Source organism: Methanolobus sp. (assembly GCF_016278385.1).
Taxonomy (GTDB): domain Archaea; phylum Halobacteriota; class Methanosarcinia; order Methanosarcinales; family Methanosarcinaceae; genus Methanolobus.
In genome coordinates this window covers 139204-163615 of record NZ_JADQBY010000008.1, presented here as the reverse complement: position 1 = coordinate 163615, position 24412 = coordinate 139204, and the positions used below count along the sequence as shown (strand labels likewise).

The 24412-nt window shown below is 40.6% G+C and carries 25 protein-coding genes; 8 read left to right on the top strand and 17 right to left on the bottom strand.

What is annotated here, in order from left to right:
* Positions 1–79: 79 nt before the first annotated feature.
* Positions 80–613 (bottom strand): cytochrome P460 family protein, encoded by a 534-nt coding sequence (locus QZZ23_RS04455; protein ID WP_292467187.1) that lies wholly within the window; start codon positions 611–613, stop codon positions 80–82.
* Between the two features lie 108 nt (positions 614–721).
* On the opposite strand from QZZ23_RS04455, the gene QZZ23_RS04450 reads away from it, so the two are divergent.
* Both QZZ23_RS04450 and QZZ23_RS04445 read left to right on the top strand, forming a co-directional pair.
* Entirely contained in the window at positions 722–1999 is a 1278-nt protein-coding gene (locus QZZ23_RS04450) for a YcaO-related McrA-glycine thioamidation protein (RefSeq protein ID WP_292467186.1), read from the top strand.
* Positions 1996–2670 (top strand): TfuA-related McrA-glycine thioamidation protein, encoded by a 675-nt coding sequence (locus QZZ23_RS04445; protein ID WP_292467185.1) that lies wholly within the window; start codon positions 1996–1998, stop codon positions 2668–2670. Before QZZ23_RS04450 ends, QZZ23_RS04445 begins: the two co-directional genes overlap by 4 nt.
* On the opposite strand, the gene QZZ23_RS04440 is transcribed toward QZZ23_RS04445, so the two are convergent.
* The 4 genes from QZZ23_RS04440 to QZZ23_RS04425 form a co-directional block, all read right to left on the bottom strand.
* Positions 2671–3486, bottom strand: coding sequence for a metal ABC transporter permease (locus QZZ23_RS04440; RefSeq protein ID WP_292467184.1), 816 nt, complete (start codon positions 3484–3486; stop codon positions 2671–2673).
* 11 nt (positions 3487–3497) lie between these two features.
* On the bottom strand, positions 3498–4247 hold the full coding sequence (locus QZZ23_RS04435) for an ABC transporter ATP-binding protein (protein WP_292467182.1): 750 nt from the start codon (positions 4245–4247) through the stop codon (positions 3498–3500).
* A 1-nt stretch (position 4248) separates the two neighbouring features.
* On the bottom strand, positions 4249–5190 hold the full coding sequence (locus tag QZZ23_RS04430; protein ID WP_292467181.1) for a zinc ABC transporter substrate-binding protein: 942 nt from the start codon (positions 5188–5190) through the stop codon (positions 4249–4251).
* Between the two features lie 79 nt (positions 5191–5269).
* Positions 5270–5701 (bottom strand): metal-dependent transcriptional regulator, encoded by a 432-nt coding sequence (locus QZZ23_RS04425; protein ID WP_292467179.1) that lies wholly within the window; start codon positions 5699–5701, stop codon positions 5270–5272.
* A 189-nt stretch (positions 5702–5890) separates the two neighbouring features.
* Between QZZ23_RS04425 and QZZ23_RS04420 the strand changes: the two genes are divergently transcribed.
* Entirely contained in the window at positions 5891–7309 is a 1419-nt protein-coding gene (locus QZZ23_RS04420) for an MBL fold metallo-hydrolase (protein WP_292467177.1), read from the top strand.
* A gap of 41 nt (positions 7310–7350) precedes the next feature.
* Here the strand turns inward: QZZ23_RS04420 and QZZ23_RS04415 are convergent, their stop codons facing one another.
* The 5 genes from QZZ23_RS04415 to QZZ23_RS04395 form a co-directional block, all read right to left on the bottom strand.
* The gene (locus tag QZZ23_RS04415) at positions 7351–7548 is read right to left on the bottom strand and encodes a hypothetical protein (protein ID WP_292467175.1); all 198 of its coding nucleotides are present in this window, start codon (positions 7546–7548) and stop codon (positions 7351–7353) included.
* A gap of 129 nt (positions 7549–7677) precedes the next feature.
* The gene (locus QZZ23_RS04410) at positions 7678–8544 is read right to left on the bottom strand and encodes an ATP-binding protein (protein ID WP_292467173.1); all 867 of its coding nucleotides are present in this window, start codon (positions 8542–8544) and stop codon (positions 7678–7680) included.
* On the bottom strand, positions 8545–9399 hold the full coding sequence (locus QZZ23_RS04405) for an ATP-binding protein (RefSeq protein ID WP_292467171.1): 855 nt from the start codon (positions 9397–9399) through the stop codon (positions 8545–8547).
* Positions 9400–9421: 22 nt separating this feature from the next.
* Positions 9422–9811: a NifB/NifX family molybdenum-iron cluster-binding protein gene (locus tag QZZ23_RS04400; RefSeq protein WP_292467169.1), complete on the bottom strand. Its 390-nt coding sequence runs from the start codon at positions 9809–9811 to the stop codon at positions 9422–9424.
* A 91-nt stretch (positions 9812–9902) separates the two neighbouring features.
* Positions 9903–10265 carry a NifB/NifX family molybdenum-iron cluster-binding protein gene (locus QZZ23_RS04395; RefSeq protein WP_292467167.1) on the bottom strand — a complete coding sequence of 121 codons (363 nt, stop codon included), beginning with the start codon at positions 10263–10265 and terminating at the stop codon, positions 9903–9905.
* A gap of 267 nt (positions 10266–10532) precedes the next feature.
* On the opposite strand from QZZ23_RS04395, the gene QZZ23_RS04390 reads away from it, so the two are divergent.
* From QZZ23_RS04390 to QZZ23_RS04380, 3 genes are all read left to right on the top strand, one after another.
* Entirely contained in the window at positions 10533–10838 is a 306-nt protein-coding gene (locus tag QZZ23_RS04390; protein WP_292467165.1) for a DUF134 domain-containing protein, read from the top strand.
* Between the two features lie 65 nt (positions 10839–10903).
* A complete protein-coding gene (locus tag QZZ23_RS04385; RefSeq protein ID WP_292467163.1) occupies positions 10904–11737 on the top strand; it encodes an Mrp/NBP35 family ATP-binding protein in 834 nt (277 codons plus the stop codon).
* 139 nt (positions 11738–11876) lie between these two features.
* Complete coding sequence (locus QZZ23_RS04380; protein ID WP_292467161.1) at positions 11877–12575, top strand: hypothetical protein; 699 nt, start codon at positions 11877–11879, stop codon at positions 12573–12575.
* A 1-nt stretch (position 12576) separates the two neighbouring features.
* Here QZZ23_RS04380 and QZZ23_RS04375 read toward each other — a convergent pair whose 3' ends face one another.
* A complete protein-coding gene (locus tag QZZ23_RS04375) occupies positions 12577–14568 on the bottom strand; it encodes a PAS domain S-box protein (RefSeq protein ID WP_292467159.1) in 1992 nt (663 codons plus the stop codon).
* A gap of 244 nt (positions 14569–14812) precedes the next feature.
* On the opposite strand from QZZ23_RS04375, the gene QZZ23_RS04370 reads away from it, so the two are divergent.
* Positions 14813–15244 carry a polymer-forming cytoskeletal protein gene (locus QZZ23_RS04370; RefSeq protein ID WP_292467157.1) on the top strand — a complete coding sequence of 144 codons (432 nt, stop codon included), beginning with the start codon at positions 14813–14815 and terminating at the stop codon, positions 15242–15244.
* A 12-nt stretch (positions 15245–15256) separates the two neighbouring features.
* Here QZZ23_RS04370 and QZZ23_RS04365 read toward each other — a convergent pair whose 3' ends face one another.
* The 3 genes from QZZ23_RS04365 to QZZ23_RS04355 form a co-directional block, all read right to left on the bottom strand.
* Positions 15257–16015: an ABC transporter ATP-binding protein gene (locus QZZ23_RS04365; RefSeq protein WP_292467155.1), complete on the bottom strand. Its 759-nt coding sequence runs from the start codon at positions 16013–16015 to the stop codon at positions 15257–15259.
* Entirely contained in the window at positions 16016–16843 is an 828-nt protein-coding gene (locus QZZ23_RS04360; protein WP_292467153.1) for an ABC transporter permease, read from the bottom strand.
* Between the two features lie 93 nt (positions 16844–16936).
* Complete coding sequence (locus tag QZZ23_RS04355) at positions 16937–17962, bottom strand: ABC transporter substrate-binding protein (RefSeq protein ID WP_292467151.1); 1026 nt, start codon at positions 17960–17962, stop codon at positions 16937–16939.
* A 150-nt stretch (positions 17963–18112) separates the two neighbouring features.
* Between QZZ23_RS04355 and QZZ23_RS04350 the strand changes: the two genes are divergently transcribed.
* A complete protein-coding gene (locus tag QZZ23_RS04350) occupies positions 18113–18634 on the top strand; it encodes a helix-turn-helix domain-containing protein (RefSeq protein ID WP_292467149.1) in 522 nt (173 codons plus the stop codon).
* A gap of 15 nt (positions 18635–18649) precedes the next feature.
* On the opposite strand, the gene QZZ23_RS04345 is transcribed toward QZZ23_RS04350, so the two are convergent.
* The 3 genes from QZZ23_RS04345 to QZZ23_RS04335 all read right to left on the bottom strand — a co-directional run bounded on the left by QZZ23_RS04345 (position 18650) and on the right by QZZ23_RS04335 (position 24375).
* Complete coding sequence (locus QZZ23_RS04345; protein ID WP_292467147.1) at positions 18650–22282, bottom strand: S-layer protein domain-containing protein; 3633 nt, start codon at positions 22280–22282, stop codon at positions 18650–18652.
* A gap of 88 nt (positions 22283–22370) precedes the next feature.
* Positions 22371–23363 (bottom strand): thiamine-phosphate kinase, encoded by a 993-nt coding sequence (gene thiL, locus QZZ23_RS04340; RefSeq protein ID WP_292467145.1) that lies wholly within the window; start codon positions 23361–23363, stop codon positions 22371–22373.
* A 145-nt stretch (positions 23364–23508) separates the two neighbouring features.
* Positions 23509–24375, bottom strand: a complete 867-nt coding sequence (locus QZZ23_RS04335) for a DUF4349 domain-containing protein (protein ID WP_292467143.1) — start codon at positions 24373–24375, stop codon at positions 23509–23511.
* Positions 24376–24412 lie beyond the last annotated feature (37 nt).

Sequence of the window (24412 nt, the reverse complement as noted above, 5' to 3'; positions counted from 1 at the left end):
TAACGAAAAAAAAAGGATACGCTTTTATGCTGAAATTCTAATTAGACGGCCTCTAGAGAAAACAAAAGGAAAAAAGAAATCAAGCATTGACAAATATATAGTCAACATCTTTCTTTCCTTCGTGGCAATTGATACATCCTCCAACCTTGCCCTCGGATTTTACAGTCCCATCAGCAGAATAGGAAGCCCAGAACCAGTCATTATTATCCGAATCAAAGCCTTCTAACTTGTACATGAGGTAAATACCCGTTAATTCCTTATCGGCATTGAATCCTTCTTTAACAACCATCGTTTCATAAGGCATCGGTCCTCCACCCACTTCTGCAGCAGAAAACGCATTATTCGAAACATATATAGAAACATAATCACCATGCACGCCATTTCCTCCCATCATTGCTTCCTTTCCTGGCCATATGCTCCAGTCTTTATAACTGCTCTCATTAGCAAATACAGAGAAAAGATCAGCTGCAGCAGGTATTGATTCCATGGTATCCGCTACATTGTCTGCACCAGCATCTTCAGGTGCAAGTTTTTCTACCGGACTCTTGTCTGCACAACCGGAAACACCGATAGCGCATACTAGTACTAAAAGAATAAGTGTTTTAATTTCCATATATAACCCCAATAACAAAATTACGGCGCACTATATAATTGTTACCGAGATAAAACGGAATTTCCTTGTCGTAAGAGATATAATATATGCAGGAGACTTTCGCTAATCATGCCAGAGCTAAACATCGACAGAACACTCACGTACATCGAAGGAACACAGCGAGTCTTTGATGAAAAAAGTACCTTGGAGAAGGTAAACGATAGTTCCAAAAAGATAGGGGTTACCAGAGTCGCCAGCATCACTGATCTTGACAGAGTAGGAATACCAGTTATTTCAACCATCAGACCCAGTGCGGCAGAAGGCGCAATATCAGTATATTCAGGAAAAGGAAACACTGAGAATCAGGCAAGGATATCTGCAATTATGGAGAGTTTTGAACGATGCCTGGCAGAAAGGAACGGACTGAACAACGATGTGGCAGAAGATATCAAAGCTCAGCACATTATAGAGAACTTTGTATCCTTGGGGGAAAAGTACCGGACAGTCGACCCGACACTCCTACTCATATCTGAAGACTACAGCCCACAGGCATTTGTAGAGTGGATAAGCGGATGGGACCTTTTAAAGAATGAAGAGATATTTGTCCCCGCAAATGCAGTTTATCACCCATATGATGCCCCAGGAAGAGCTTTGAAGTTATTCAGAAGTAACACTAACGGCCTTGCGGCAGGAAACACTGTGGAAGAAGCCATATTCCATGGCCTGCTGGAAGTCATTGAGAGGGATGCTTTGAGCATAGCAGAGTTCAACCGTAATCCCGGAAAAGAGATAATCCTCACAGAAGGTGACGGTGAAAATTACGAGCTTCTGCGCAAGTTCACTGACAATGAAGTTGAGGTAAAATTGTGGGCATTATCCCATGATACGGAAATAACAACCGTGGTTGCAGTCACCGATGACATAAGACTCAGAGATGCCGCACTTCTGGTAATGGGAGCAGGCGCACACCTCAACCCTGAGATCGCAGTAAAGAGAGCATTGACAGAAGCCGCCCAGTCAAGAGTTGTGCAGATACATGGTGCCCGAGAGGACACTGAACGTGAAAAATTTGTAAGGGAAATCGGATATGACAGAATAAAACGCATGAACAAGTACTGGTATGATGATGCGGAACAAATCTCCATGTGTGATCTGAAAGACATGTCAAAAAACACACCTGCCAAAAGTATCGATGCAGTACTTGAACAATTAAGAAATATTGCAGACTGCGCCGTAGTTGTAGACATGTCAAGAAAAAGCATACCGGTTCCGGTTGTCAGAGTAATTATTCCCTCCTTTGAGATGTACACACTTGACAGAGAGCGTATCGGAAAAAGAGCAAAGTCAGGAAAAAAGAGGAAGATGGCACCAGAAGACAGGCCATGGAGAACCGGACGCAGAAAATGAGAGAAAATACCAAATTCCTTGCTAAAGCCCTTATATTTGCAGGCACAAGCATAAGCCACGAGGATGCTGCAAAGGTCCTTGATGCCACATACTGGCCACCCATATCCAGAGGAGATGTTAACAAAGCAATCTGCCAGGGATACACAGTAATAGGCATCATTGACGGAATGTTTTTTAGCCGGGCTGCGGTGGGCCACAAGGAAATCATCAGGGCAACGAAGGAAGGAATAACTGTCGTTGGAGGTTGCAGTATGGGAGCTCTTAGGGCTTCTGAACTCGATGTCCACGGAATGACAGGAGTAGGTCAAATATATGAGTGGTACAGGGACGGAGTCATAGAAGATGATGATGAAGTAGCCGTTGCCATAAATCCCGATACATTCGAACCGGTATCAAATCCCATGGTCAATATACGGGAAACTTTTAAGGTAGCACTCAGATCCCAGATCATCAATGATGATGAGTTCAGACATGTAACTGAGCTTGCCAAAAGGACACACTATACCGAAAGAAGTTACTATGGAATCACAAAGAGAGCTTCAAGGGAAGGAATTATCCCTGAGGATAAAGCAGATGAACTCCTCAGGTTCTGCATAGAGAACGAGTGTGACGTAAAAAGGGATGATGCACTCCTTGTTCTTGAAAAAATAAAACAGACCTTAACTGAATAGTTAAGCTGCTATTTTTGGTTTTAATCCGTCATACAGGAAGTGCAGTATATAGACAGAAGACATTACCAGGATTATTGTTGCACCTGAAGGAGCATCAAACAGGTAGGATAGTGACAAACCCACAATGCTGAAAAAAATGCCAAAGAATATTGAAATATGCATCATCTTTCCTAGATCATTGGTGTAATGCCTGCTCAGGGATGCTGGCATGGTAAGCAGTGCGATGATAAGAATAATACCAACTACCTTGATCAACAATACAACAGTCAGTGCTATCAGGCAAAGAAGAAGCAGGTAAAGTTTCTCTACTGACAAGCCAGCAACCGTTGTAAACTCTTCATCAAAACAAAGTGCCATGAACTGTTTATAATATGCATATACAATAAAGATGATAACTGCATCAAGACCCAACATCAGGTAAATATCGGACATTGGCACCGTCAGGATATTACCAAAAAGATAGGTCATTAAATCGGGTGCATACCCAGGGGTCCAGTATATCAGAATAATACCTATAGCCATTCCCAGGGACCAGAGTATACCTATTGCAGTATCTTCGGCCACTTTCGACCTTTTACTTACAAGCCCCATGACAAGTGCGGAAAAGAGACTGAAAGGAATAAGCCCATATAATGGATTAATTCCAAGATAATACCCAAGACCGATACCTCCAAAAGAGGCATGAGTGATACCACCACTAATGAACACTATCTTTTTGACGACTACGTATACGCCAATTATACCACATGCCACACTTGCCAGAATAGCGGCAAAAATAGCATTCCTCATAAAATCATACTGGAGTATTTCAAGCATACTGTTCACCTTTAGTGCTCTTTTAACACCCTGTGCGGCACACCGTGAGCAATAAGCTCTACCGGGCACTGGTACGATACTTCCAGATCATGCGAACTGATTTCTTTATCATCGTGATAATGGAACTTACGGTTTAAGCATCCTATTTTATCAATATACACAGAAATTGCACTTATATCATGTGTCACCATGACAATTGCAATTTCAGATTTGAGCCTGTTGAGAAGTTCGTAGAACTCCTTCTGCATTCTGGAATCTATCCCAGTGGATGGTTCATCCAGTATTAACAGTTTCGGTTTTGTAACAAGTGACCTGGCAATGAAAACTCTCTGTTTCTGCCCACCAGAGAGCTCACCGATCTGCCTGTCCTTAAATTCAAGCATCCCAACTGTTTCGAGTGCTTCGTGTGCAGCTTTGTGATCATCTTCATTATACCTCTGAAGAGGACCTTTGTGGCTCAGACGACCCATGAGTACAACATCCCACACAGTGATGGGGAAATCAAGATTTGAGGAGTGATACTGGGGAACATACCCAACATACTTCCTCATATCCTTAGGATTCCCCCCTAGAAGCCTGACAGAGCCCCGGTCAGGCGTGATCAATCCAAGGATGACTTTCAGAAGAGTACTTTTACCCCCTCCGTTGGGACCTATGATAGCCAGGAAATCCTTATCCCTTACATTTAAAGTGACAGATTCCAAAACACGAATACTATCATAGCTCACCCATATATCCTTAAGTTCGATCACGTTATCCATTTCAAGCCAGCCCTTTTTCAAATGCTTCTGCTACTTTTGCAAGGTTATCTATATAATCCTTTGCAAGCGGATCCACTTCAACCACCTCACCACCAATCTCGTTTGCAATGGCGGATGCACTGACAGTACTAAAACCGGTCTGCACGAAAATCACTTTTATATTTTTCTCGTTTGCTTCATCGATCACTTTTTGCATATCCTTCACACTGGGCTCTTTACCTTCGATCTCAACAGGCACCTCTATAAGACCATAGTAGTCTGCGAAATAACCCCATGCAGGATGGTAAACTATGAAACTGCTACTTTCTTTACCGGAAAGAGTGGTTTTTATCTGCCCATCCAGTTCATCGAGCTCTGCAATATATGCATTTTTGTTCTCAAGATAAATTGATTCATTCTCGGGATCGATCTCTACAAGGCCTTCATAGATGTTGTTCAGCATTATCTTCACATTACCAGGAGATGTCCATATATGAGGATCAAGACCCCCTTCGTGGTCAGCATCAGTTTCTTCCTCAGCATCATGTTCATCTTCATCCCCGTGGGCATGGGTTTCCATTTCCCGCAGTGCTATCCCTTCAGAACAATCAATTATCATCAGGCCAGGATTCAAATCTGCAATCTTGTCCATCATAGTAGTTTCAATTGCTAACCCGGAGCCGACCATTGCATACATTTTTGCCTTGCTAAGACCCCTGAGCTGGCTTGGCGTAGGCTCATATGAATGAGGATCTGCACCAGGAGGCACCATGACAACTACTTTTACATTATCACCTGCAATCTTTTCCACAAATTCTGCCTGTGGAAGTATGCTCACAGCTACAATCATATCATCGCCGGTATCAGATATCGTATCAGATGAACTTTGTTCATCGACACATCCAGATGTCAAAATAACGGAAATGGAAAAGAACATCATTAGAACCATCATAGTTTTCTTCATATTATTACACCATATATTTTTGGAGTTACACCAACTTATTTGGTATTATACCAATGATTGATTATTCAAAAAATTACAGTTAAAGACGATCAAGAGAGCCACAGGAAATGTGTTTGATCTTACCACAAACACCTACGGTCGGATGACCCATAGAATCACAGATTCGATCAATAGCATTTTTGGAGATAAATGATTCGAATCTGGACACTTCTGCACAGGACTCCTCAGAAGATAAACCGTAATGAGTCAACATCAGACTCAATATATTATGTCTATTTACAAAAAACTCAGCATATTGTTTACCCACTTCAGTAAGTTGAACCCCCCTATAAGGAACATGATCCACATACCCCGATTCGGAAAGGTCCGTTATGGTCTTTGTAGACGTCGATGGGTCGACATTCAACTCATTAGATATATCAGTAGTCTTTACAAGACCACCTTTTTTTAAGAGGAATTTTAGATACTCCACTTTTTTAGGAGATAGCTCCAGCCCTGTGATTTCCTGCATGATATCCATTAACTAAGAACACGTATATATCTCTTTTGAAAATAACCCAAATTACTAGATGATTTTTGGTATATATCCAATAATCAATGATGCCTGATCATGAATGTAGACAACCCACTTGAAAATATTTAAAAAAGATGGCTGGAAATATATTTGTACATAGGACCAAGATTTAACAAAGGGGTTAAAATGATAATACAACAGATATTCACAGAGAAAATAGCACACAGCTCATACATACTTGCAGGTGATAAAACCTGTGCGATCATTGACCCGAGAAGAGACATAGAGATATATCTGGAACTTACAAGAGACCTCGGAGTCAAGATTACACATGTACTGGAAACACATTTGCATGCCGATTTTATATCAGGTCACATGGACCTTGCAGAAAGAACAGGAGCTGCAATATACACACCTAAATCAGCGAATTGTGATTTTAAATCAGTTCCACTCGCAGAAGGAGACTCATTTTCAATAGAATACATTAAATTGGATATTCTGGAAACACCCGGGCACACGCCTGAACACATATCATACGTGATTACCGATACTTCAAGAGGTGAAGAGCCAGTAGCACTTTTCTGCGGAGACACCGTGTTTGTAGGTGATGTGGGTAGACCGGACCTATTTCCCGGGAGAGCAGAAGAGCTTGCATCAAAGCTGTACGACACATTACATGAAAAACTGCTCAAATTACCTGATTTCTGTGAAATATACCCTGCGCACGGAGCAGGATCGCTTTGTGGAAGAGCAATGGCATCCAAAAGAAGCAGCACATTGGGTTACGAAAAGAACTACAATTATGCTCTAAAGATTAGTGATAGGACAGATTTCATAGACTCGCTAACAAACAACATGCCTGATGCACCGGACCATTTCAGCAGATGTACAGATCTAAACCGTATCGGACCGGATGAAGTGAAAGAACTTCCTATCCCTGTAGCATTGGAAAATGACCGATTCAGGGAAAAGATGAAAACTGCAATCATCCTTGACGTTCGCAGCTTTGAATCGTTCGGTGGACAACACATACCCCAAGCGTACAACATAGATAGCAATTCAAACTTCCCCACCTATGCCGGATGGTTGCTGCCAACTGAAAAAGACATACTCATCGTTTCTGACAACTACTTACAGGCATTCAATGCATGCACCCAGTTACACCGTGTAGGACATGACAGAGTAGCAGGCTATCTCGAAAATGGAATGTACGGATGGGTGACGGATGGACTGCCTACAAGACATATCCCGCAGATATCGTCAACCGAATTGCATGACAGGCTAACTGCCGGAAAAGAAATGATAATACTGGATGTCAGAGCCGCCTCAGAGTATGAAGACTACCACATAGAAGGAGCTGTAAACATACCAGTACACGAACTAAGAGACCGCCACACCGAAATCGAACCGGATATTGAAACCATTCTTATATGTGGCTCTGGTCAAAGATCCAGCATAGGATGCAGTATCCTCCTGCAAAAAGGATTCTCTGATGTGCGAAATGTAGCAGGTGGTATGACAGGATATGCTGCTGCCGGATATGGACCTGAATGCCCCATGTGTGTCCTCCCATGGGCGCCCTTCAAAAAAAAGCGAATGAATTAAACCGTGTGATTGCTCAGTTGCATAGAGCATAATTGAAATGGTCAATCGAAAGGCATACCCTTGAAAGTGAAAATTTCTTTCACCACGTAGATGAAATCTATAATTTCATCAATGGATAGCAGCAACAATACCAGTATCAGGAGTGCTATGAGCAGTTCGGAATAATCCGGAAGAGACTGCACCATATGAGCGAAAGAACCCATATGTCCATTTGCAGAATGTACTATTTTATCACCCAAATAGAATTCATACCAGCTATAATAAAAGCGTATCGATGGTTGTTAATGATTTTTGATTATAATCAATAATGCAACATAATTTGCATCAAATTTGAAAATAATAAAAGAAATTAAAAGTGGTATAAACCTTCACTTCAATAGACGAGCACTGACCTCAAACCACAAAGACCGGATCATAGAGGAAAGACTATTATCTGAGTACTCTACAACTGATTTTCCTTCCACCATTGCGGCAACAGGACTTCTATCATATGGAAGCATGCCCATAACGCTTATTCCATTGATTTTACAATGGTCATAAATTTTCTGTGAAAGACTCATATTTATATCACACTTATTAATACACACCGCAACAGGTATCCTGAAATGTCGTGTTACCCCTATAACTCTTTCAAGATCATGTATTCCCGATATCGTTGGCTCTGTTACAACAAGAACAAGATCAGTTCCTGTGATTGCCGCAATCACAGCGCACCCAGTTCCCGGCGGACCATCGATGAGTATCATATCGCTTCCGTCTTCCGCTGCAAGCTCTGATGCTCTACGCCTTACCTCTGAGACTAACTTCCCACTTGCTTCCTCTCCAATACCAAGCTTAGCATGCACTAACGTACCGAATCTCGTGTGGGAACAATAGTATTCACCGGATTTTCTCTCAACCATACTAATGGCATTTACAGGACAGACGTATTCACATACTGCACATCCCTCGCATTTGTACACATCAATTAAATTATAACGGTTGATTGCTTCAAACCTGCACGATGTAGCACATTTTCCACAATCAACACACATGTTTTTATTGATGCTTGCAACCTTTAGGCCGTAGAAATCATTTGTTTCAAATATATCAGGATGCAGAATAAGATGCATATCCGCAGCGTCAACATCGCAATCTGCAATAACTGCATTTTCAGCAAGTGCGGCAAATGAAGAAGTGATGGTTGTTTTACCAGTACCGCCTTTCCCACTGATAACTGTGAGCTGTTTTACCATTCAGAAACCACCCTGATAGGAAATGAATTTGCAGATATACCTGTAAAGCTCCCGGAAATTCTCTTTCCAGAGAGGCATCTGCTCCACAAAAGGGATACCTTTTGAGTAAAGGACAGCTATTTCCCGGTCGTTGGGAATTTTCATCAGAATTGGTATCCTTTCTGCCCGGCAATAATCCTCGACCCGGGCATCACCAATGCCATGACGGTTTATCACAACTCCGAATTGGACATCGAGCTGCCTGACAAGATCTACCATAAGAGCAAGATCATTCAGACCAAATGGTGTTGGCTCTGTTACAAGCACACAGTAATCCATTTCTGCAACAGATGCTATGACGGGACAAGCTGTCCCTGGAGGAGAGTCAACAATTGCAACTGTGCTTTCATCAATGTGTGCCTGTAACTGCCTGATAACAGGTGAAGCCATGGGCTCACCAATGTTAAGAGTACCCTGCAGAAGTTCAATATTAAAATGCTCATCAGTACCTTTTTCAATAATACCTATTGACCGCTTTTCTTCTGTAATGGCATTTTCAGGACAAACAAGAACACAGCCACCACAGCCATGACATAATTTAGGAAACAGCATGATGCTACTGGACAGTTTAGCTATCGCATTGTATTGACAGAACTCTGCACATTTGCCGCAAAGAGAGCATTTTTCAGAATCCACTTCAGGGACTGTTATAGTGACATCTTCCTGCTTTTCAAGATCAAATCCCAGAAAAAGATTGCAATTTGGTTCTTCCACATCACAATCCAGCAGTTGTGCATTTCCAAGAGCGAGGGCAAGATTGACGGCTACTGTTGTCTTTCCAGTCCCACCCTTGCCACTTGCGATAGCTATTTTCATTTATCAAGCACCTAAAAGAAAATTAATGGCAGTGCTCGTGGTCATGGTCGTGATCATGCCCATGTCCGCTGCATGAGTTGTCATGAGTAGCCTTTGCGAGTTTGAATGCTGCCCAGGCATCAATAGCATTCTTAACTGTGCCTGTGGCACCACTGAATACCTCAATACCAGCCTCCTCGAACATCATAACAGCCTTTACTCCAAGACCGCCACATAGCATTATATCCACACCTTCCTTTGCCATGAGCTCAGGAGGCAGACCGATTCCACCGTTGTGCTCACTTGTGTTTGGAATAACTGTAGCTTCCTTTGTTTCTGTGTCGTACAATGTATAGAAAGGCACCTTTCCAAAGTGCTGGCCAACTGTATCGTCAATTCCATTTTGCCCCATTGATGGTATGCATAATTTCATTTTTACACCTCTGATCTTAATATTTTAACAATTTTCAATGTCGCTTTTATCTGCTATAAAAAGAAATAATACGCTAAACTTGATTCTTAACTCACATCTTTGACTTGCCGGGAGAGTTTGCTGAGTCAATTGATTCCAGTGAACCGAACTCATATGCTCTGATAGCTTCAATGACTGAACCACTCGAGAAAATCTTCATTTCGATTCCCTCTGAGGACAGCAATGAGAATGCATTCGGGCCGACACTACCGGTTATCAGCACATCTATTCCTTTACCAATGACCTGTTGTGCTGCCTGGACACCTGCACCACCAGAAGCAGAACCCTGCCCATTCTCAATTGATTCGAATTCCATTGATTTGGAATCAACTAGCACAAAGTATTTGCATCTGCCAAAGTGAGGATCAACTGATGCTTCAAGACCGGAATTACTTGCTGTCACACATATTTTCATTGAATTTCCCCCATATGAGTAATAATCTATATACACACATACGAGATAAAATATAAAAGGATATCCCATAATGCCTATATATTTATACACATATGAGAAGTAATAGACTAAAATACGGCATTCAATCCTCCTGGAAAATGAAACTGAACATTAACATTTTGTAAAACAATTATACCCTAATATTCAGCATTTTGCCGCAAAAGAGATGAAATACATAAAGGTTTCCGCAAACAAATAAATATTACATTACTCAATGAGTGCATAACAATGAATTGCAGAGGAAGACCCAAATCACCCAGAAGAGTTGAGTGCTCACCCGGGGCACTCTATTTTAAACCACGAGGAGTACCACTCAAGGAACTTGAAACAGTATCCCTTGCAATAGAGGAGCTTGAAGCTCTGCGACTGGCAGACCTTGAAGGATTGCAGCAGGAAGAAGCTGCCATCAGCATGGGCATTTCAAGAAGGGCTTTCTGGCAGGATCTTCAGAATGCAAGAAAGAAAGTAGCTATGGCCCTTATTGAAGGAATGGCCATAGAGATAGTCGGCAAAGACCCGAAAGACATAGGATAATTGCCGCAGCGACATTTGTTGTTCCATTATATTTCAAAATCGAATATTTCTAAAGGAGATTCCATATGACACAAAATATCCAGAGTGCAGCTGACCTTTTAAAGAAGCCGGTGGAGCCAAAGCTCATCAGGAACATGAGAGCCATCAAAAAGAAGATAATGGTTATGAGCGGCAAGGGCGGAGTTGGCAAAAGTACAGTTGCAGCAAATCTGGCTGCAAGACTTGCAGAACGCGGACATAAAGTAGGACTTATGGATGCGGATATCCACGGCCCAAGCATCCCAAAGATGTTCGGTATCGAGGACCAGAGACCTACCGTTAATGAAAATGGCATTGTCCCTATAAGTGTCACAGAGAACCTTACGGTGATGTCAATAGCACTTCTTCTAGAGGACAGGGATGCACCTGTTATATGGAGGGGACCTGCAAAGATGGCAGCTATTAAACAGTTCCTTGAAGACGTTTCCTGGGGAAAACTGGACTATCTTATTGTAGACCTGCCACCCGGCACTGGTGATGAACCACTCAGCATTGCACAGCTAATAGATAAGATGGAAGGTGCTGTCGTTGTGACAACCCCGCAGGATGTAGCACTTGTCAGTGTAAGGAAATCCATCAAATTTGCAGAGATACTCAAAGTACCTGTAATTGGTATTGTGGAGAACATGAGCGGAATCATCTGCCCTCACTGTGATGAGATGATCGACCTCTTCGGCAAGGGCGGCGTAGAGAAAGCATCTACAGACTTCAATGTGCCCATTCTTGGTGAACTGCCCATGGACCCAAAAATTGCAGAGATAGAGGACAGCGGAAAAGTTCACACCGACATCAACGAAGAGATGCTTTGGGGCAAGAGCTTTGCTGCAATTGTTGATTCTATAGAGCAATTTAAAAAGTAATTTAGAATATTTATTTTTGGAAGAGATTACCTCTTCCTTTTTTATGATTTTTACTTACTACAACCTTTTTTAGCGTGTCACCGATACAGAATGGGATACCGGTAGAAAGATAAATAACTGTCCGGATCATCAGAATAGTATGGATTTTAAGAGTGAGACATCATTCAAGTGGCTTTATTCACAGGAGATATCTAAAGTAAAAGATCTTGCGCGAATTGTGCAGGCAAGTCATCTCTGGAATGAGAATAACAAATACAAGGAGATGCTTATAAGCTCAAGTAATGAGGATTCCTGGAACTGCAACCTGCGAGATACATCACGTGCAGCTTCAGTACTTGCAATTACAGGCATAGTATATCCGGAAGTTGAAAAGTGGATATTGTCAAAACAAACAGATAGTTCATGGAATGATGATGTGTATGATTCCACATACTCATTAATAGCGCTTGCTGATATGGGTTGCTATAATGAGAAAGGTTGTAGGTGGCTCGTTGAAAACTATGGAAAGCAATGGGAGCACCCGGGAACTACAGCCCTCATCATTACTGCTCTTATAAAGCAGGATAAACTTCTGAAAGAAGGAGTATTCAGTGATATTATAAGGGACCGTGCCAGATGGATTATTTCACAAAAAGAAAAAAACGGAGCCTGGAAAACTCTGGCTACTAGCAACCTTGTAATCCAGTCACTTATCCTTGCGGAGCTTAAAGATGAAATTGTAGAACCTCTCGAATGGATATTATCGAAAATAAACAATAATGGTTCCTGGGGAAAAGAGGAGGGAGACATCAATACAACATCATTGTCACTTATAACTATACAGGAGTATAAGAGATGAATTATTTCACAGGCAACAATATGTGAATAGTGGTTCCGACCCCTATTTTACTCTCAGCCCATATTTCACCGCTATGAGCTTCAATTATTTTCTTGCATATGTAAAGGCCAAGGCCATTGCCACCATATTTACGAGTTGATGAACCATCAACCTGATAGAACCTGTTGAATATCTGAGGGAGATTTTCCTCAGAAATACCCACACCATTATCATTTATCATGATGTGTATTTTTTTATCATCCTGCAGGATAGCAGATATTTTTATTACCCCACCTTCATGCATAAATTTGATAGAATTATCAATAAGGTCTATGAATACCTCTTCAAGATAATCCAGATCACCATTGATCAGCGGTATATCCTTTGCAATTAATCTCTCAACTTCATGTTTCTTGCTGATAATTTCAGGAGACCTGTCATGTACCGCTGAATCTATTACCTCAGATATACGTAGAGGGACAAAACTATAATCAACGTTTCCACCTTCAGTAATACTGACATAAAGCAGCGAATCAATCAGACGTTTCAGCCTTTCGGAACTTAACATCATTTTTTCCACTGCATCTTTTTGTTTCTGAGACAGTTCACCCAATGCCCCCTCATACATCAGTTCACTATATCCTTTAATTGGAATAAGTGGAGTCTTTAACTCATGCCGCAGATTGGAAATAAATTCATCTTTCATTCTGTCAAGGGACTTTAGTTCCTCATTTGCTTTGGCCAGATCCTGAGCATATTTGTTAAGAGCTTCTTCTGCTGCTTTGCGCTCGGTGAAGTCTTCAACGACACATACACCACCCATGAATTTTCCTTCGTCAGAAATGACAGGGCTGAACTCTGCCTTAATAGGGATTATTTTATCGGAGAATGGAGAATGGAATTCATCCTCATATCTTGCAGGAATTCCTGCAAGTACATGTTTTATAGACTTTTTAAGAGAATGATCATCATCAAATGACTCAATAATGTTAAACCCAATTACTTTGGAAATTACACTTTCTGCAGGTACATCAAGAATCTTGATCAATATTTCATTACACTGGGTTATTATACCATTTTCATCAAAATGGAAAATACCCAGAGGAGACTTTTCAAACATCATACGATATTTGTTCTTGGCAATAATCGTTAATCGCTCTGCCATTTTTCTTTTAGAAATATCATTGATAATAGCACCGTGGAACCTGTTACCTTTTACTCTTGTTGTTGTTATTGCAAGCTCTATAGGGAATTCGGTATTATCTTTGCGTAATCCCGTTACCTCTATTATTTTTCCTACAACCGGAGACTGACCAATGGATATCAGCTCATCCCAACCTTCATGAGCCTTGCGATATCGGCCTGGCATAATAAGACTAATAGGCTGCCCTATTACCTCACTTTTCTCATACCTGAAGAGCTTAGTGGCATGTTTGTTCCAGAAAGTAATTATTCCCGTGTAATCAGAAAGTACAAGAGCATATGGAATTGAATCAAGATAATTGAAGATCATTTCAGATTCCAGGAGCAGATCATTTTCCTGCTTCTTTTTTTTCTGGATGTTTGTACAGGATAAAAGAAGTGCCTTATCTGAAGATTGGCTATCTTTTAGTAAGCTCGTGTTTAGTAGAAAAGTAGTTTGTGTTTCAACGGGTCCCTTAAATGACACTTCCAGAGAGGGGGACTCAACATTAAAATCGGACAAAACCGAAGAAAAAAAGGATTCTACTTTTTCTTTTTCATCTTCAACAGCGCACAAATCGATAAAACTGTTAATCGAAGCAAAAGTACTATCAAAATCTAAATAATGTCTGGCTTTTTTATTAGCCAGAATTATCTCATTTTTTTCATTAATTACGAATATGGGTGAATCAAGAAGGTCATAAAAAACCTGTGATTTCTCAATTTCTGAAAACGAAATTTCGCTGGATGAAACCTGGAATGTGTTCTCTGTATAAGCAGAGCAATCACTCTCAATATCCACAAAATTCAGGGTTTCTTTTTTAATTCCCATCTACACACCTTTGGCCTTGACAAACTCACTGTAGAAAACTACAATAATAAATCACAGGTATATCTAATTATATCATATGTATAATATATAATAGTTAGTATGTGTGACCAAAGTAGTATACATAAAAAAGTAGAAATTGTTATGGAGTATGCTTTATGAAATCAAAATTAAGAAGAAAAGTACCCCCATTATGAGGAGCATTTATAATCACAAAAAACTATTGGAGTAGGCATGGTGACCTTAGATGAGTGAAAGCCAATTGAAATATCATGAAGATTCTAACACTTACATTGCCCGCAAAAAAACCTATTTTGAAGGAGATGTTAATATTGACGGGAATTTCATGGTTGGAGCTGGTTCTAATTTTTGGAAAAATCTAAATGTAAAAGGAGCGCTGGAACTTGGAAAAGGAACTTTTGTAAAAGGAAACATAATAGCTGATAAAGCCATCATCGGCGCAAAATCCGAGATAAATGGCAACATAGAAGTGGCAGGAGAACTTCGTATATTTGACTCTGTTAAGATCAATGGTTCCGCTATTGCAGGAGAAGAAATGCTTGTCCGTCCAGGATGTAACATCAAATTTGCAAAAGCCAGCAAAACAATGGAACTTGTGGGAAAAACCAGCATCAAAGAGATAGAATCAGGAACAAAGGTAATTGTGCGTTCTGAATGAACGTATAAATGATTACCTTGTTTGTTCCTTCAACAGAGACTTCAATATCCTTTCGCGAAGAACATTTGCTTCAAGACTTGTTCTGTCACGAGGCCTTGGCAAGTCTACATGGATGATTTCTTTTATTATACCAGGACGCGCACTCATCAACACGATTTTATCAGCAAGGAACACCGCTTCATCTACACTGTGTGTAACAAACAGGATTGTAATATTCTTTTTTTGCCATATCTCAAGAAGTTCCTGTTGAAGAATATTACGAGTTTGTGCATCCAGTGCACCGAAAGGTTCGTCCATCAGCAGAACTGAAGGTTCATTAGCAAGGGCTCTTGCTATGGCTACCCTCTGCTTCATACCGCCTGATAGTTCATACGGATAACTGTCCCTAAATTGCTGAAGACCAACCAATTTCAAATATTTTTCAGCATCTTTAAGCGCATCTTTCTTTTTAATGCCTTGCATCTGCGGACCGAATATAATATTGTCAATAACAGATTTCCATGGGAACAGAGAGTATTCCTGGAAAACCATCCCCCTATCAGGACCAGGAGATTCTATTTTTTTGCCATCCAGATACACCTCGCCCTCATCCGGTTTATCAAGTCCGGATATTATCCGAAGCAGGGTAGTTTTTCCGCAACCTGAAGGACCTATAAAACAGACAAAATCCTCGTCACCAACTTCCATGCTGACGTTGTCCAGCGCAAGTGTGGAAGTATCATTGTCCTTTGTGAACTTGCGGGAAACATTGACCACTTTTACCTTCCCCATTTATATCACAACCCCTTTGCGCCATTTCAGAAGCTTCCCATCGATATAATAGCGCAACGCCCTGTCAATGAAAAGTCCCAAAAAGCCAAGAAGTAACATGTACACAAGTACAAGATCCATGTTATGCAAATAGTAGTGATGCCATATCTTGTAACCAAGACCATTTCTACTCACACCAAACATTTCTGCAGCTACAAGACACATCCAACCAACCCCCATGGCAATTCTAATGCCTGCTGTAATAGAAGGAAGTGCGTAAGGCAGAGCTACATACCGTATCAGTTCACGGTCTGTGTTACAGCCGAGTACTTTTGCAGCCTCCACATAAACACGGGAAACACTTTTGAAACCTGTAAAAGTATTTATGATAATAGGGAATACCGCACCAATGAATATCAGAAAACCAGCTGCAATAGGATTCAGACCAATCCAGACGATAGCAAAAGGGATCCATGCAAGAGGAGGAATCGGACGAATAATCTCGATCAATGGGTCTACTACACGATTAATTGTACGGAACCATCCCATTATCATCCCAACAGGAATGCCTATTACAAGGGCAAAAATCAAACCTATCCAGAAATGCATAAGGCTGTAAATAAGATCGACCAGCAGGACCGGAAGTTGATAATCCAAACCAAAAAGACCTAATTTAGTATCTTTCGATATTATACCTACAAAGGCAAAAGTCACATCTGTAAAACTTGGCAGGTAGAATTTATTCTGCACAATATAAACAGCTACTAGCTGCCAGAGAATGATTGCAGAACATATTGAAATGAGTTCTATACTTTTACCGCTCAGTATCTGAAAATCTTTTTTTACCATGGATCCTCCGGTTTTTGGAGATAAGAGCTCCGGACAGACAATAGAAATGCCTACTTATTATTTAAATTAGTATCAAAAAAAGAAAAATAAGGATTATTGATCAAGAGCTTCATAGAAGCTCAGATCAAATATATCATCCTGTGTGAGAGGGCTGCTAATGTATCCCAGCTCATACTGAACCTGTGCATAATCCACGGTGGAATTAACAATAAGGTTTGGGTCTGCAATCCATGAACCATCCCATTCGTTCAGTGACTGTTTTACCAGTTCAACATCCCATTCCTGATCATCAGCAAATATCTGTGCTGCTTCATCCAAGTGCTCGGAATTGTATTCTGTTGCACGTACGTGTGTAGCTACTATCTGCTGGACTATGTCAGGATGATTCCTTATAAGATCACCACTAACAGCAATCACACAGCATGCATGATCCTCAAGCATTTCACCGGACGACACAACTGATCTGCCCACGCCTTCATTCTCAACCATTACCGGTGAAGGATGAGGAAGGAATACTGCATCAACCTGACCTGCCGAGATTGCAGTGATTGCGTCTCCCGGACCCATTCCAATAATCTCAACATCTTCATTAGGATCAATCCCATTTTCTGCCAGCCAGTTCCTTAGCAGAGTATCCTGAATAGTACCCGGAGGGAATGTTGCTATTTTCAGTCCCCTCAAGTCCTCAGGACTTTCATAAGGAAGTTCAGTGCGCAGAACAATGTCTGAACCCTGTATCTGGACTGCAGCTACAATCTTTGCATCCAGACCACTTGCGAGAGCAGAAATAACAGGTGCTGAACCAACATAGGCAACATCGAGATCTCCTGCCATCATGGACTGCATTTCAGGTGCACCTGTAGGGAAGAGATTGTCATTTATAGACTTTATTCCGTAAGGTGCAAGGTCTTCAAGCCACCATCCCTTTTCCCTTGCAGTGATATATGCTATCTGATGAGTGCTTGGCTGATAACCAAAAGTAAGTTCTGTAATAGTTTCTGCCTGTCCGTCTTCCTGATCTGTTGTTTTCTCAGTACATCCGGAGATGAATACTGCTGAAATCAACACAATAACAAAAAAGAAAGCGGAAGCTAATTTTAGTGTCTTTTTATAATTCACATTACCACCTTTATAAATATTAGATATTCCTGAGCATGGGCCTATATATTATATATATTTCCACATTTAAGGATTAACATGACCCAAAAGTATTAATTTAACATCTGCATTCACCTTAATAGGACACTAAAACCAGGAGTGTGTGGAAATATGAATGCTGCAGAAAAAATAATAGACGCGGTCTTTGAATCAGACGATGATTTCCGGAGAATCCTTTCCGTTACTATAAAAGAAGAACTGAATATGAATATAGCTGAATTTGCCGAGCAGGCGGAAATTCCTGCAAGTACTCTTTATAAGATAATGTCAGGAAAAAGAGACCCAAATGTCAAGACTCTCAGGAATATAATCAAAACTGTAAAAAAACTCGAAGGGTCTCAAAAGGGAGAATTCATTGCAGTTATTGCTGCCAGACCGGTGCTGGACAATATCAATGAAACAAAAAGGAAAATATGTGGTAGCCTTTGCACAATACGAGAGTATTCTGCAACTTCAATGGAAGAAGCAATTATAGCCGCAATACGTGCTGAAAGGGACGGAGCAAAGGCTCTTGTGTGCGCGCCAATCGTAAGCACTACTGTAGAGAAGATATTAAGGATACCTGTTGCCACAATAATGCCAAAGAACAGTCTTCTGGAAGCTATAGAACTAGTGGCTAAAAAAATAAGATAAAATGAGAAAAAAGAGTTATCGGAGGTTTCCGACCAACTCTTTTAGTGCTTCAATTGCTTCGGCTGCTTTTGCCTGTGCAATCTCAACAGTCCAGCCACCTGCTGTGAACAGATAAGCTGCTGCTCCTATTGCTGCCAGTGCAACTGCCCCGAGAACATACAAGATAATACCGGATTTCTCAAAGACCTCGTAAGTCTTACTAAGACCTCCAACTTCAACCTTGTAGTTACCTATCTCTTCTTCTTCATGAACAAATTCAATGGTTGTAGATTCCCCCATGGAGAGTGTAACAGGCTGTGAATCAACAACTATATCGTTGACTTTAAGGTCCACAGTGTATGAACCGTTAGCACTACCGATGTTAGTAACATTCACACTAATTGTGGCTTTCTGACCTTGCTTAATCTCAAGAGGACTGATATCCAGATTACCATATTCAAATCTGGCTGCCTTCTCTACAACCTTGAGATCAAGCTCTGCATTAATAAGACCTGATTTAGTAGCAATTATCTTATGAGTGCCAGTTGCAGTTGCAGTGTAAGTGAGTGTGCCGTTGCTACCTGTAGTACCAATTGACTTACCATCAAATGTGACGTTTACATCAGAAATACCTTCACCCCCAATGGCCTGCAGGACAAAGATGGTCATGGATGTTCCCTCGAATACTTCATCAGGAGACACTTCTATACTCATCTTCTTTGTTTCATCATCTGCACCTATAACTTCAAGATCTTCAGAACCTGAAGCATACCCATCTTTTTCAGCAGTTATCTCATATGTTCCTGCTTTTGTAGGAGTATAGGCGAGTGTACCTTCATCTTCGGTTGTTCCGATAGTAGTACCATCCACCTTTACTGTAGCATCACTAATTGATGCACCACGTGCTGTTACAGTGATAGTTATTTCCTGGTCTTCCACAATAGTCGTTTCACTCAACTTAACCGAAAGTGTTTCGGAAGCTGCAGTTGTTACTTCAACATACGGATAGTACCTGAGTGTATTGGAGTCTGCTACCTTTATGCCTACATCACCCATCAATTCAATTTCGTTATCCTTGTTAAGTGAGATGGATCCATCATTACTCATGACAATTGTGGTGTCACTAAAACTGTCAATTTCCATTTCACCATAGTTGTCGCCACTTTCCAGAGTGATGTAATCTTCAGATATCTGGAAGATACCCTGCACGAAAACTGCATTGCTTTCACTTCCTCTGAAAACTTCATCGAAGTGGACTATAATAAGAGGTACATTATCTGAATCACCAAGATCAGTCTCGTAGACATAATCTGAGCCTGAAGATGCAATGCCTGTGTCAACTTCGTCCCCGTCCTTATACAGTTCAACGAGAACACGGTCACCGTTTGTATCTACTTCTACTATGTCAAGGGTGTAACCGTCTTCAAGCACAAGTGAAGAACCAGAATAGACTGAGACTTTGTCATCATCATCCATCAGGACCTCACACAACTGTCCATCAGATAAAAGACTTACTTCATCAACGCCATCGACATCTGTGTCAGCAGTATAACCTGTAAAGTACTTCTGAGCCATGAAACCAATTACTTCAAAGTCACCCCAGTCAGAGTGCTCAAACTCAACTTGTCTAGATGTACTGTTATATACCAGGTTTGAATCAGGAATTGTCCTTCCTTCAATGGATTTCAATTTAAGGGACTCTGTCTGTATACCCTCATCGATATCATAGTAGAAACCTTCAAAATTCAGAGGTGTCCATGTAAGGAGTTCATTTCCTTCTGCAACAGTACCGCGAAGTTCATATGTACCCGGGTCTGACATATCAACATAAGGAGCGAATCTGAGGTCACTATTATCAGCAACTATCAGGTTGATCTTGCCCATGAGATTTATTGTCTTTCCTGAGGAAAGAGAAACGGTATCTTCGTTTTCCATTTCAATAAGTTCATCGCTGATAGCTGTAACTTCCATCTCACCATAGTTGTCCCCGTCTTCAACCTCTAGGTACTCATCAGATATCTGGAAAATACCATTTACAAACACAGCATTTGATTCAGTACCACTGAATACTTCATCGAAGTGAACAGCAAGTATCACTACATCATCAGCATCACCGATATCAGTCTTATAGATGTAGTCATCCCCACTGGAAACAACACCGGAATCTAGCTCATCGCCGTCTTTGGTAAGGGTAACAAGTACACTATTACCATTCACATCAACTTCAACTACATTAAGATCATAACCTTCTTCAAGAGTAAGTGATGAACCGGAGTAGATAGATTCCTTGTCATCAATATCAAGGAGAATCTTTGAAAGCTGTCCTGCAGACATCATACTTACTTCTTCAGCGCCGTTGATATCAGTATCGTTAGTATAACCTGCGAAGTACTTCTCAGCCATAAATCCGATTACCTGATATGATCCCCAGTCACTGTACTCAAAATCAGTTTCAACCGGTTTTGTCTGATAAACAATATCCCCATTGTTAAGTGAACGGTCAATATTGTATATTGTCATATTTTCAGAGCTGAGTCCTGATTCAAGGTCATAGAAGAAACCAGAGAAACTTTTTGCAGTCCATATGTATTTGTCCTTTGACTGATCAGCATTTTCATCCCATATTCTGTCACCAGTGATATAATTTTGTGAGTATACGTTTATTTCTGTTACTTCTGACGTGTCAGTATCACTACCCTTTGTTACAGTCAGAGTAACATTGTAAGTACCTGTTGAAGTGAAAGTGTATACAGGATTCTTATCATTGGAACTGCTATTATCTCCAAAGTCCCATGCCCAAGATGTTGGAGTATTAGTTGAAGTATCATTGAACTGGACTATAAGAGGATAAAATCCCTCAGTCACATTTGTATCGAAAGAAGCAACCGGAGCTGAAGAAGCAGGCTCGCTAACAGTTATGGATTCACTATAGGTGTCTGTTTCACTTGAAGTCGTATTTGTTACAGTCAGTTCAACTGTGTAATCTCCTGCTGAGCCATAAGTATGGCTTGGACTCACACTAGTTGATGATCCATTGTCCCCGAAATCCCATGACCAGCTATCTGCATTCGTTGAAGCGTCAGTGAAATCTACAGTTAAATCACTTGTAGAATATGTGAAAGAGGCAACAGGAGTAATAGGTGCCGCAGAAACATTTATACTCTCAATGTAGGTGTTATTTGTACTTGAAGTAGAATTTGTTGCTGTGAGGATAACTGTATACGTTCCATAAGAAGTATAAATGTGGCTTGGATCCTGATTGGTTGATGAAGTGTTATCACCAAAATCCCAAGACAAGCCATCAGCATCGGTTGAAGCATCAGTAAAATTCACAGTTAAATCACTTGTAGAATATGTGAAAGAAGCAACCGGAGTATAAGTAACAACTGCTTGTGTTACATTTATATAGGCTGGTTTGTTCATTGAAACTGTTTCATTCCCATCTGAGACTGTAAGATTTACATAATAGGTTCCTGGAGAAACATATGTATAAGCAGGATTCTGCTCAATGGAGGAAGTACTTCCGTCACCAAAATCCCAAGACCATGAAGTAGCATTCACTGACATATCTGAGAAAGTCACATTCAAAGGAGCGACACCTGAAGTAGGAGTTCCTGAAAAATCAGCAGTAACATTTGCAGCCGAACCGATCGTACTACATAGTAGCATTAGTGATAAAGCAATTAAAATAAATTTAAACTTCTTTTGCATTCTAAAACTTCCTTAAATTATATAACGTAAACTAATCTTGACTATCTTAATCCCCCAATTGCAGATAACCTTTCCGATTTATCGCAATGATTTCTCCATTGCTACGCTTAATGCCAGTACCAACTTCTTGCTCAATTACATCGCCTATAACATTTAAATAACATACGCTTTGAGCAATTTCTAGCATATCCGGAGAGATTGTAAAAAGTAATTCAAAATCTCCTCCGGTGTAAAGTGCAAATTCTGTCAGAGAATCTGCATCAGAACTTACAAATTCTGAGACTTCTGCCTGTAGGGGAAGAGAGTCTTCATATATCCTGAAACCGACCTCATTTAAATCAGCAAGGTCATGCAATGACATTGCAAGCCCATCACTTGTATCCATCATACATGTTACAGCGCCAGAATGAGCAAGTTTCATTGCTTCATTGACACGGGGAATTGGAGTTAGCAGTTTATTGAGAAGAATATCAGGAATGTTTATATTTTGTTCAATAGCATGGAGTGCAGCTCCGGCAGAACCTGCAAAACCAGTCACACAAACTTTGTCACCGACCTTTGCACCTTTTCGGGTCAAAAGTTCGGATTTTTTTATTTTTCCAAGTGCAGTACCAGTTATCGTCAGTTCATCATGAGTATCAATATCCCCACCTATAACCGAAGTGCCACAGAATTTAGCACAGTCATCCATACCTCTGGAAATTTCCTCAACAAAGGAAATATCAGTATCTTTGGAAAAACCCATGGCGGAAAGAAAACCTATGGGACGTGCACCCATTGATGCCACGTCACTGAAATTCACAGCAGCTGACATCCAGCCAATTTGCCACGGAGTCATCTGGGGAGGAAAATCGGTTGTTCTGTGCAACATATCTGTAGTTACTACCATATACTCATCTTCGGAGATATCAATGACCGCACAATCATCTGTCCCCGAGCCAATGCAAACATCGGAGTTACAACCAATATTGAAAATACCTGATAAACGCTTTATAAGTGAACGCTCACCGATCTCTGATACATGAGTAGAGTCTGCCATAATTTACCTGCTATTTTATGTGAGAAAATATACTTATTCAAGAGGAAGTAGTACATATGAAGACGAATTTATAGAACATACTCTTAGCAAATAAATTTTGCTGATGAATAAACATCAGCAAATATTATTAAAATTTGCAGATAAATTACCTGCGCAGTCTCCTCCTCACAAGTACAAATGATCCACCAAGGAAAACAACAACTATTGCCAATGGAAGAAGATAGCCCACAAGTACTATCAATGCATTTACCATTGAAATAAAACCATTGACAGATTCAGATACCGCATCCCTGATACCCCATGAACGAGTAATTGGCCTGGGCTCTGTGACACGTATAGTAATAGTTGAAAATTCTACTCTGTCTTTAAGATAGTTCAGCCTTCCAGTAAGACTTTCAATCTCACCACGCACCCTTTCAAGCTCCTTTTCAACAGTCAGAACTTCTTCAACCGTAGTAGTCATATTGAGGATTTCCTGAAGGCGTATCTCCTGTCTCTCAAGATTATCCAGACGTGCAGTGACATCTATGTACTCTTCCGTGACATCCTGAGCATTCACACTCTTAGAAGTAACTTCTCCGAGAACTCCCACATCTTCGAGAAAAGAGGGATATTTAGATTCCGGAACTCTTACAATAATATAACCTTCCTTACCTGCACTGGAATCATAATATGAATCATAGATATAAGAACTAGAAACATAACCACCAAAAGCCACTACCATCTTTGATATTTCATCAATACCTGCTGCGGCATCATCGACCTTAATGGTCATGTCGATGGTTGTTATTGTTTTGCGGTCCACAGAAGCAGTGGAAGCTCCACCATCATCAACATCATATTCTGCTTCCCCCATAGCTGTATTCCGCGTATAAGAGTCATCATAATCTTTAGTTACAATATAATCTGCTGATTGTGAATAGCTTTCTTCATTGGCTCCCATACAACCTGATACAAAAGTAGCCGTAAGTAAAAGCATAATTACTGTAAAGCTACTGTATTTTGTCTTCATTTGATTACACCCTTTTTAATGTATAATCAAATAATCG

Excerpts from the sequence above, each read along its gene's own strand:
- QZZ23_RS04455 (WP_292467187.1), bottom strand. The coding sequence starts at position 613 with ATGGAAATTAAAACACTTATTCTTTTAGTACTAGTATGCGCTATCGGT.
- QZZ23_RS04450 (WP_292467186.1), top strand. The coding sequence starts at position 722 with ATGCCAGAGCTAAACATCGACAGAACACTCACGTACATCGAAGGAACA.
- QZZ23_RS04445 (WP_292467185.1), top strand. The coding sequence starts at position 1,996 with ATGAGAGAAAATACCAAATTCCTTGCTAAAGCCCTTATATTTGCAGGC.
- QZZ23_RS04440 (WP_292467184.1), bottom strand. The coding sequence starts at position 3,486 with ATGCTTGAAATACTCCAGTATGATTTTATGAGGAATGCTATTTTTGCC.
- QZZ23_RS04435 (WP_292467182.1), bottom strand. The coding sequence starts at position 4,247 with ATGGATAACGTGATCGAACTTAAGGATATATGGGTGAGCTATGATAGT.
- QZZ23_RS04430 (WP_292467181.1), bottom strand. The coding sequence starts at position 5,190 with ATGAAGAAAACTATGATGGTTCTAATGATGTTCTTTTCCATTTCCGTT.
- QZZ23_RS04425 (WP_292467179.1), bottom strand. The coding sequence starts at position 5,701 with ATGCAGGAAATCACAGGGCTGGAGCTATCTCCTAAAAAAGTGGAGTAT.
- QZZ23_RS04420 (WP_292467177.1), top strand. The coding sequence starts at position 5,891 with ATGATAATACAACAGATATTCACAGAGAAAATAGCACACAGCTCATAC.
- QZZ23_RS04410 (WP_292467173.1), bottom strand. The coding sequence starts at position 8,544 with ATGGTAAAACAGCTCACAGTTATCAGTGGGAAAGGCGGTACTGGTAAA.
- QZZ23_RS04405 (WP_292467171.1), bottom strand. The coding sequence starts at position 9,399 with ATGAAAATAGCTATCGCAAGTGGCAAGGGTGGGACTGGAAAGACAACA.
- QZZ23_RS04400 (WP_292467169.1), bottom strand. The coding sequence starts at position 9,811 with ATGAAATTATGCATACCATCAATGGGGCAAAATGGAATTGACGATACA.
- QZZ23_RS04395 (WP_292467167.1), bottom strand. The coding sequence starts at position 10,265 with ATGAAAATATGTGTGACAGCAAGTAATTCCGGTCTTGAAGCATCAGTT.
- QZZ23_RS04390 (WP_292467165.1), top strand. The coding sequence starts at position 10,533 with ATGAATTGCAGAGGAAGACCCAAATCACCCAGAAGAGTTGAGTGCTCA.
- QZZ23_RS04385 (WP_292467163.1), top strand. The coding sequence starts at position 10,904 with ATGACACAAAATATCCAGAGTGCAGCTGACCTTTTAAAGAAGCCGGTG.
- QZZ23_RS04380 (WP_292467161.1), top strand. The coding sequence starts at position 11,877 with ATGGATTTTAAGAGTGAGACATCATTCAAGTGGCTTTATTCACAGGAG.
- QZZ23_RS04375 (WP_292467159.1), bottom strand. The coding sequence starts at position 14,568 with ATGGGAATTAAAAAAGAAACCCTGAATTTTGTGGATATTGAGAGTGAT.
- QZZ23_RS04370 (WP_292467157.1), top strand. The coding sequence starts at position 14,813 with ATGAGTGAAAGCCAATTGAAATATCATGAAGATTCTAACACTTACATT.
- QZZ23_RS04365 (WP_292467155.1), bottom strand. The coding sequence starts at position 16,015 with ATGGGGAAGGTAAAAGTGGTCAATGTTTCCCGCAAGTTCACAAAGGAC.
- QZZ23_RS04360 (WP_292467153.1), bottom strand. The coding sequence starts at position 16,843 with ATGGTAAAAAAAGATTTTCAGATACTGAGCGGTAAAAGTATAGAACTC.
- QZZ23_RS04350 (WP_292467149.1), top strand. The coding sequence starts at position 18,113 with ATGAATGCTGCAGAAAAAATAATAGACGCGGTCTTTGAATCAGACGAT.
- QZZ23_RS04345 (WP_292467147.1), bottom strand. The coding sequence starts at position 22,282 with ATGCTACTATGTAGTACGATCGGTTCGGCTGCAAATGTTACTGCTGAT.
- thiL (WP_292467145.1), bottom strand. The coding sequence starts at position 23,363 with ATGGCAGACTCTACTCATGTATCAGAGATCGGTGAGCGTTCACTTATA.
- QZZ23_RS04335 (WP_292467143.1), bottom strand. The coding sequence starts at position 24,375 with ATGAAGACAAAATACAGTAGCTTTACAGTAATTATGCTTTTACTTACG.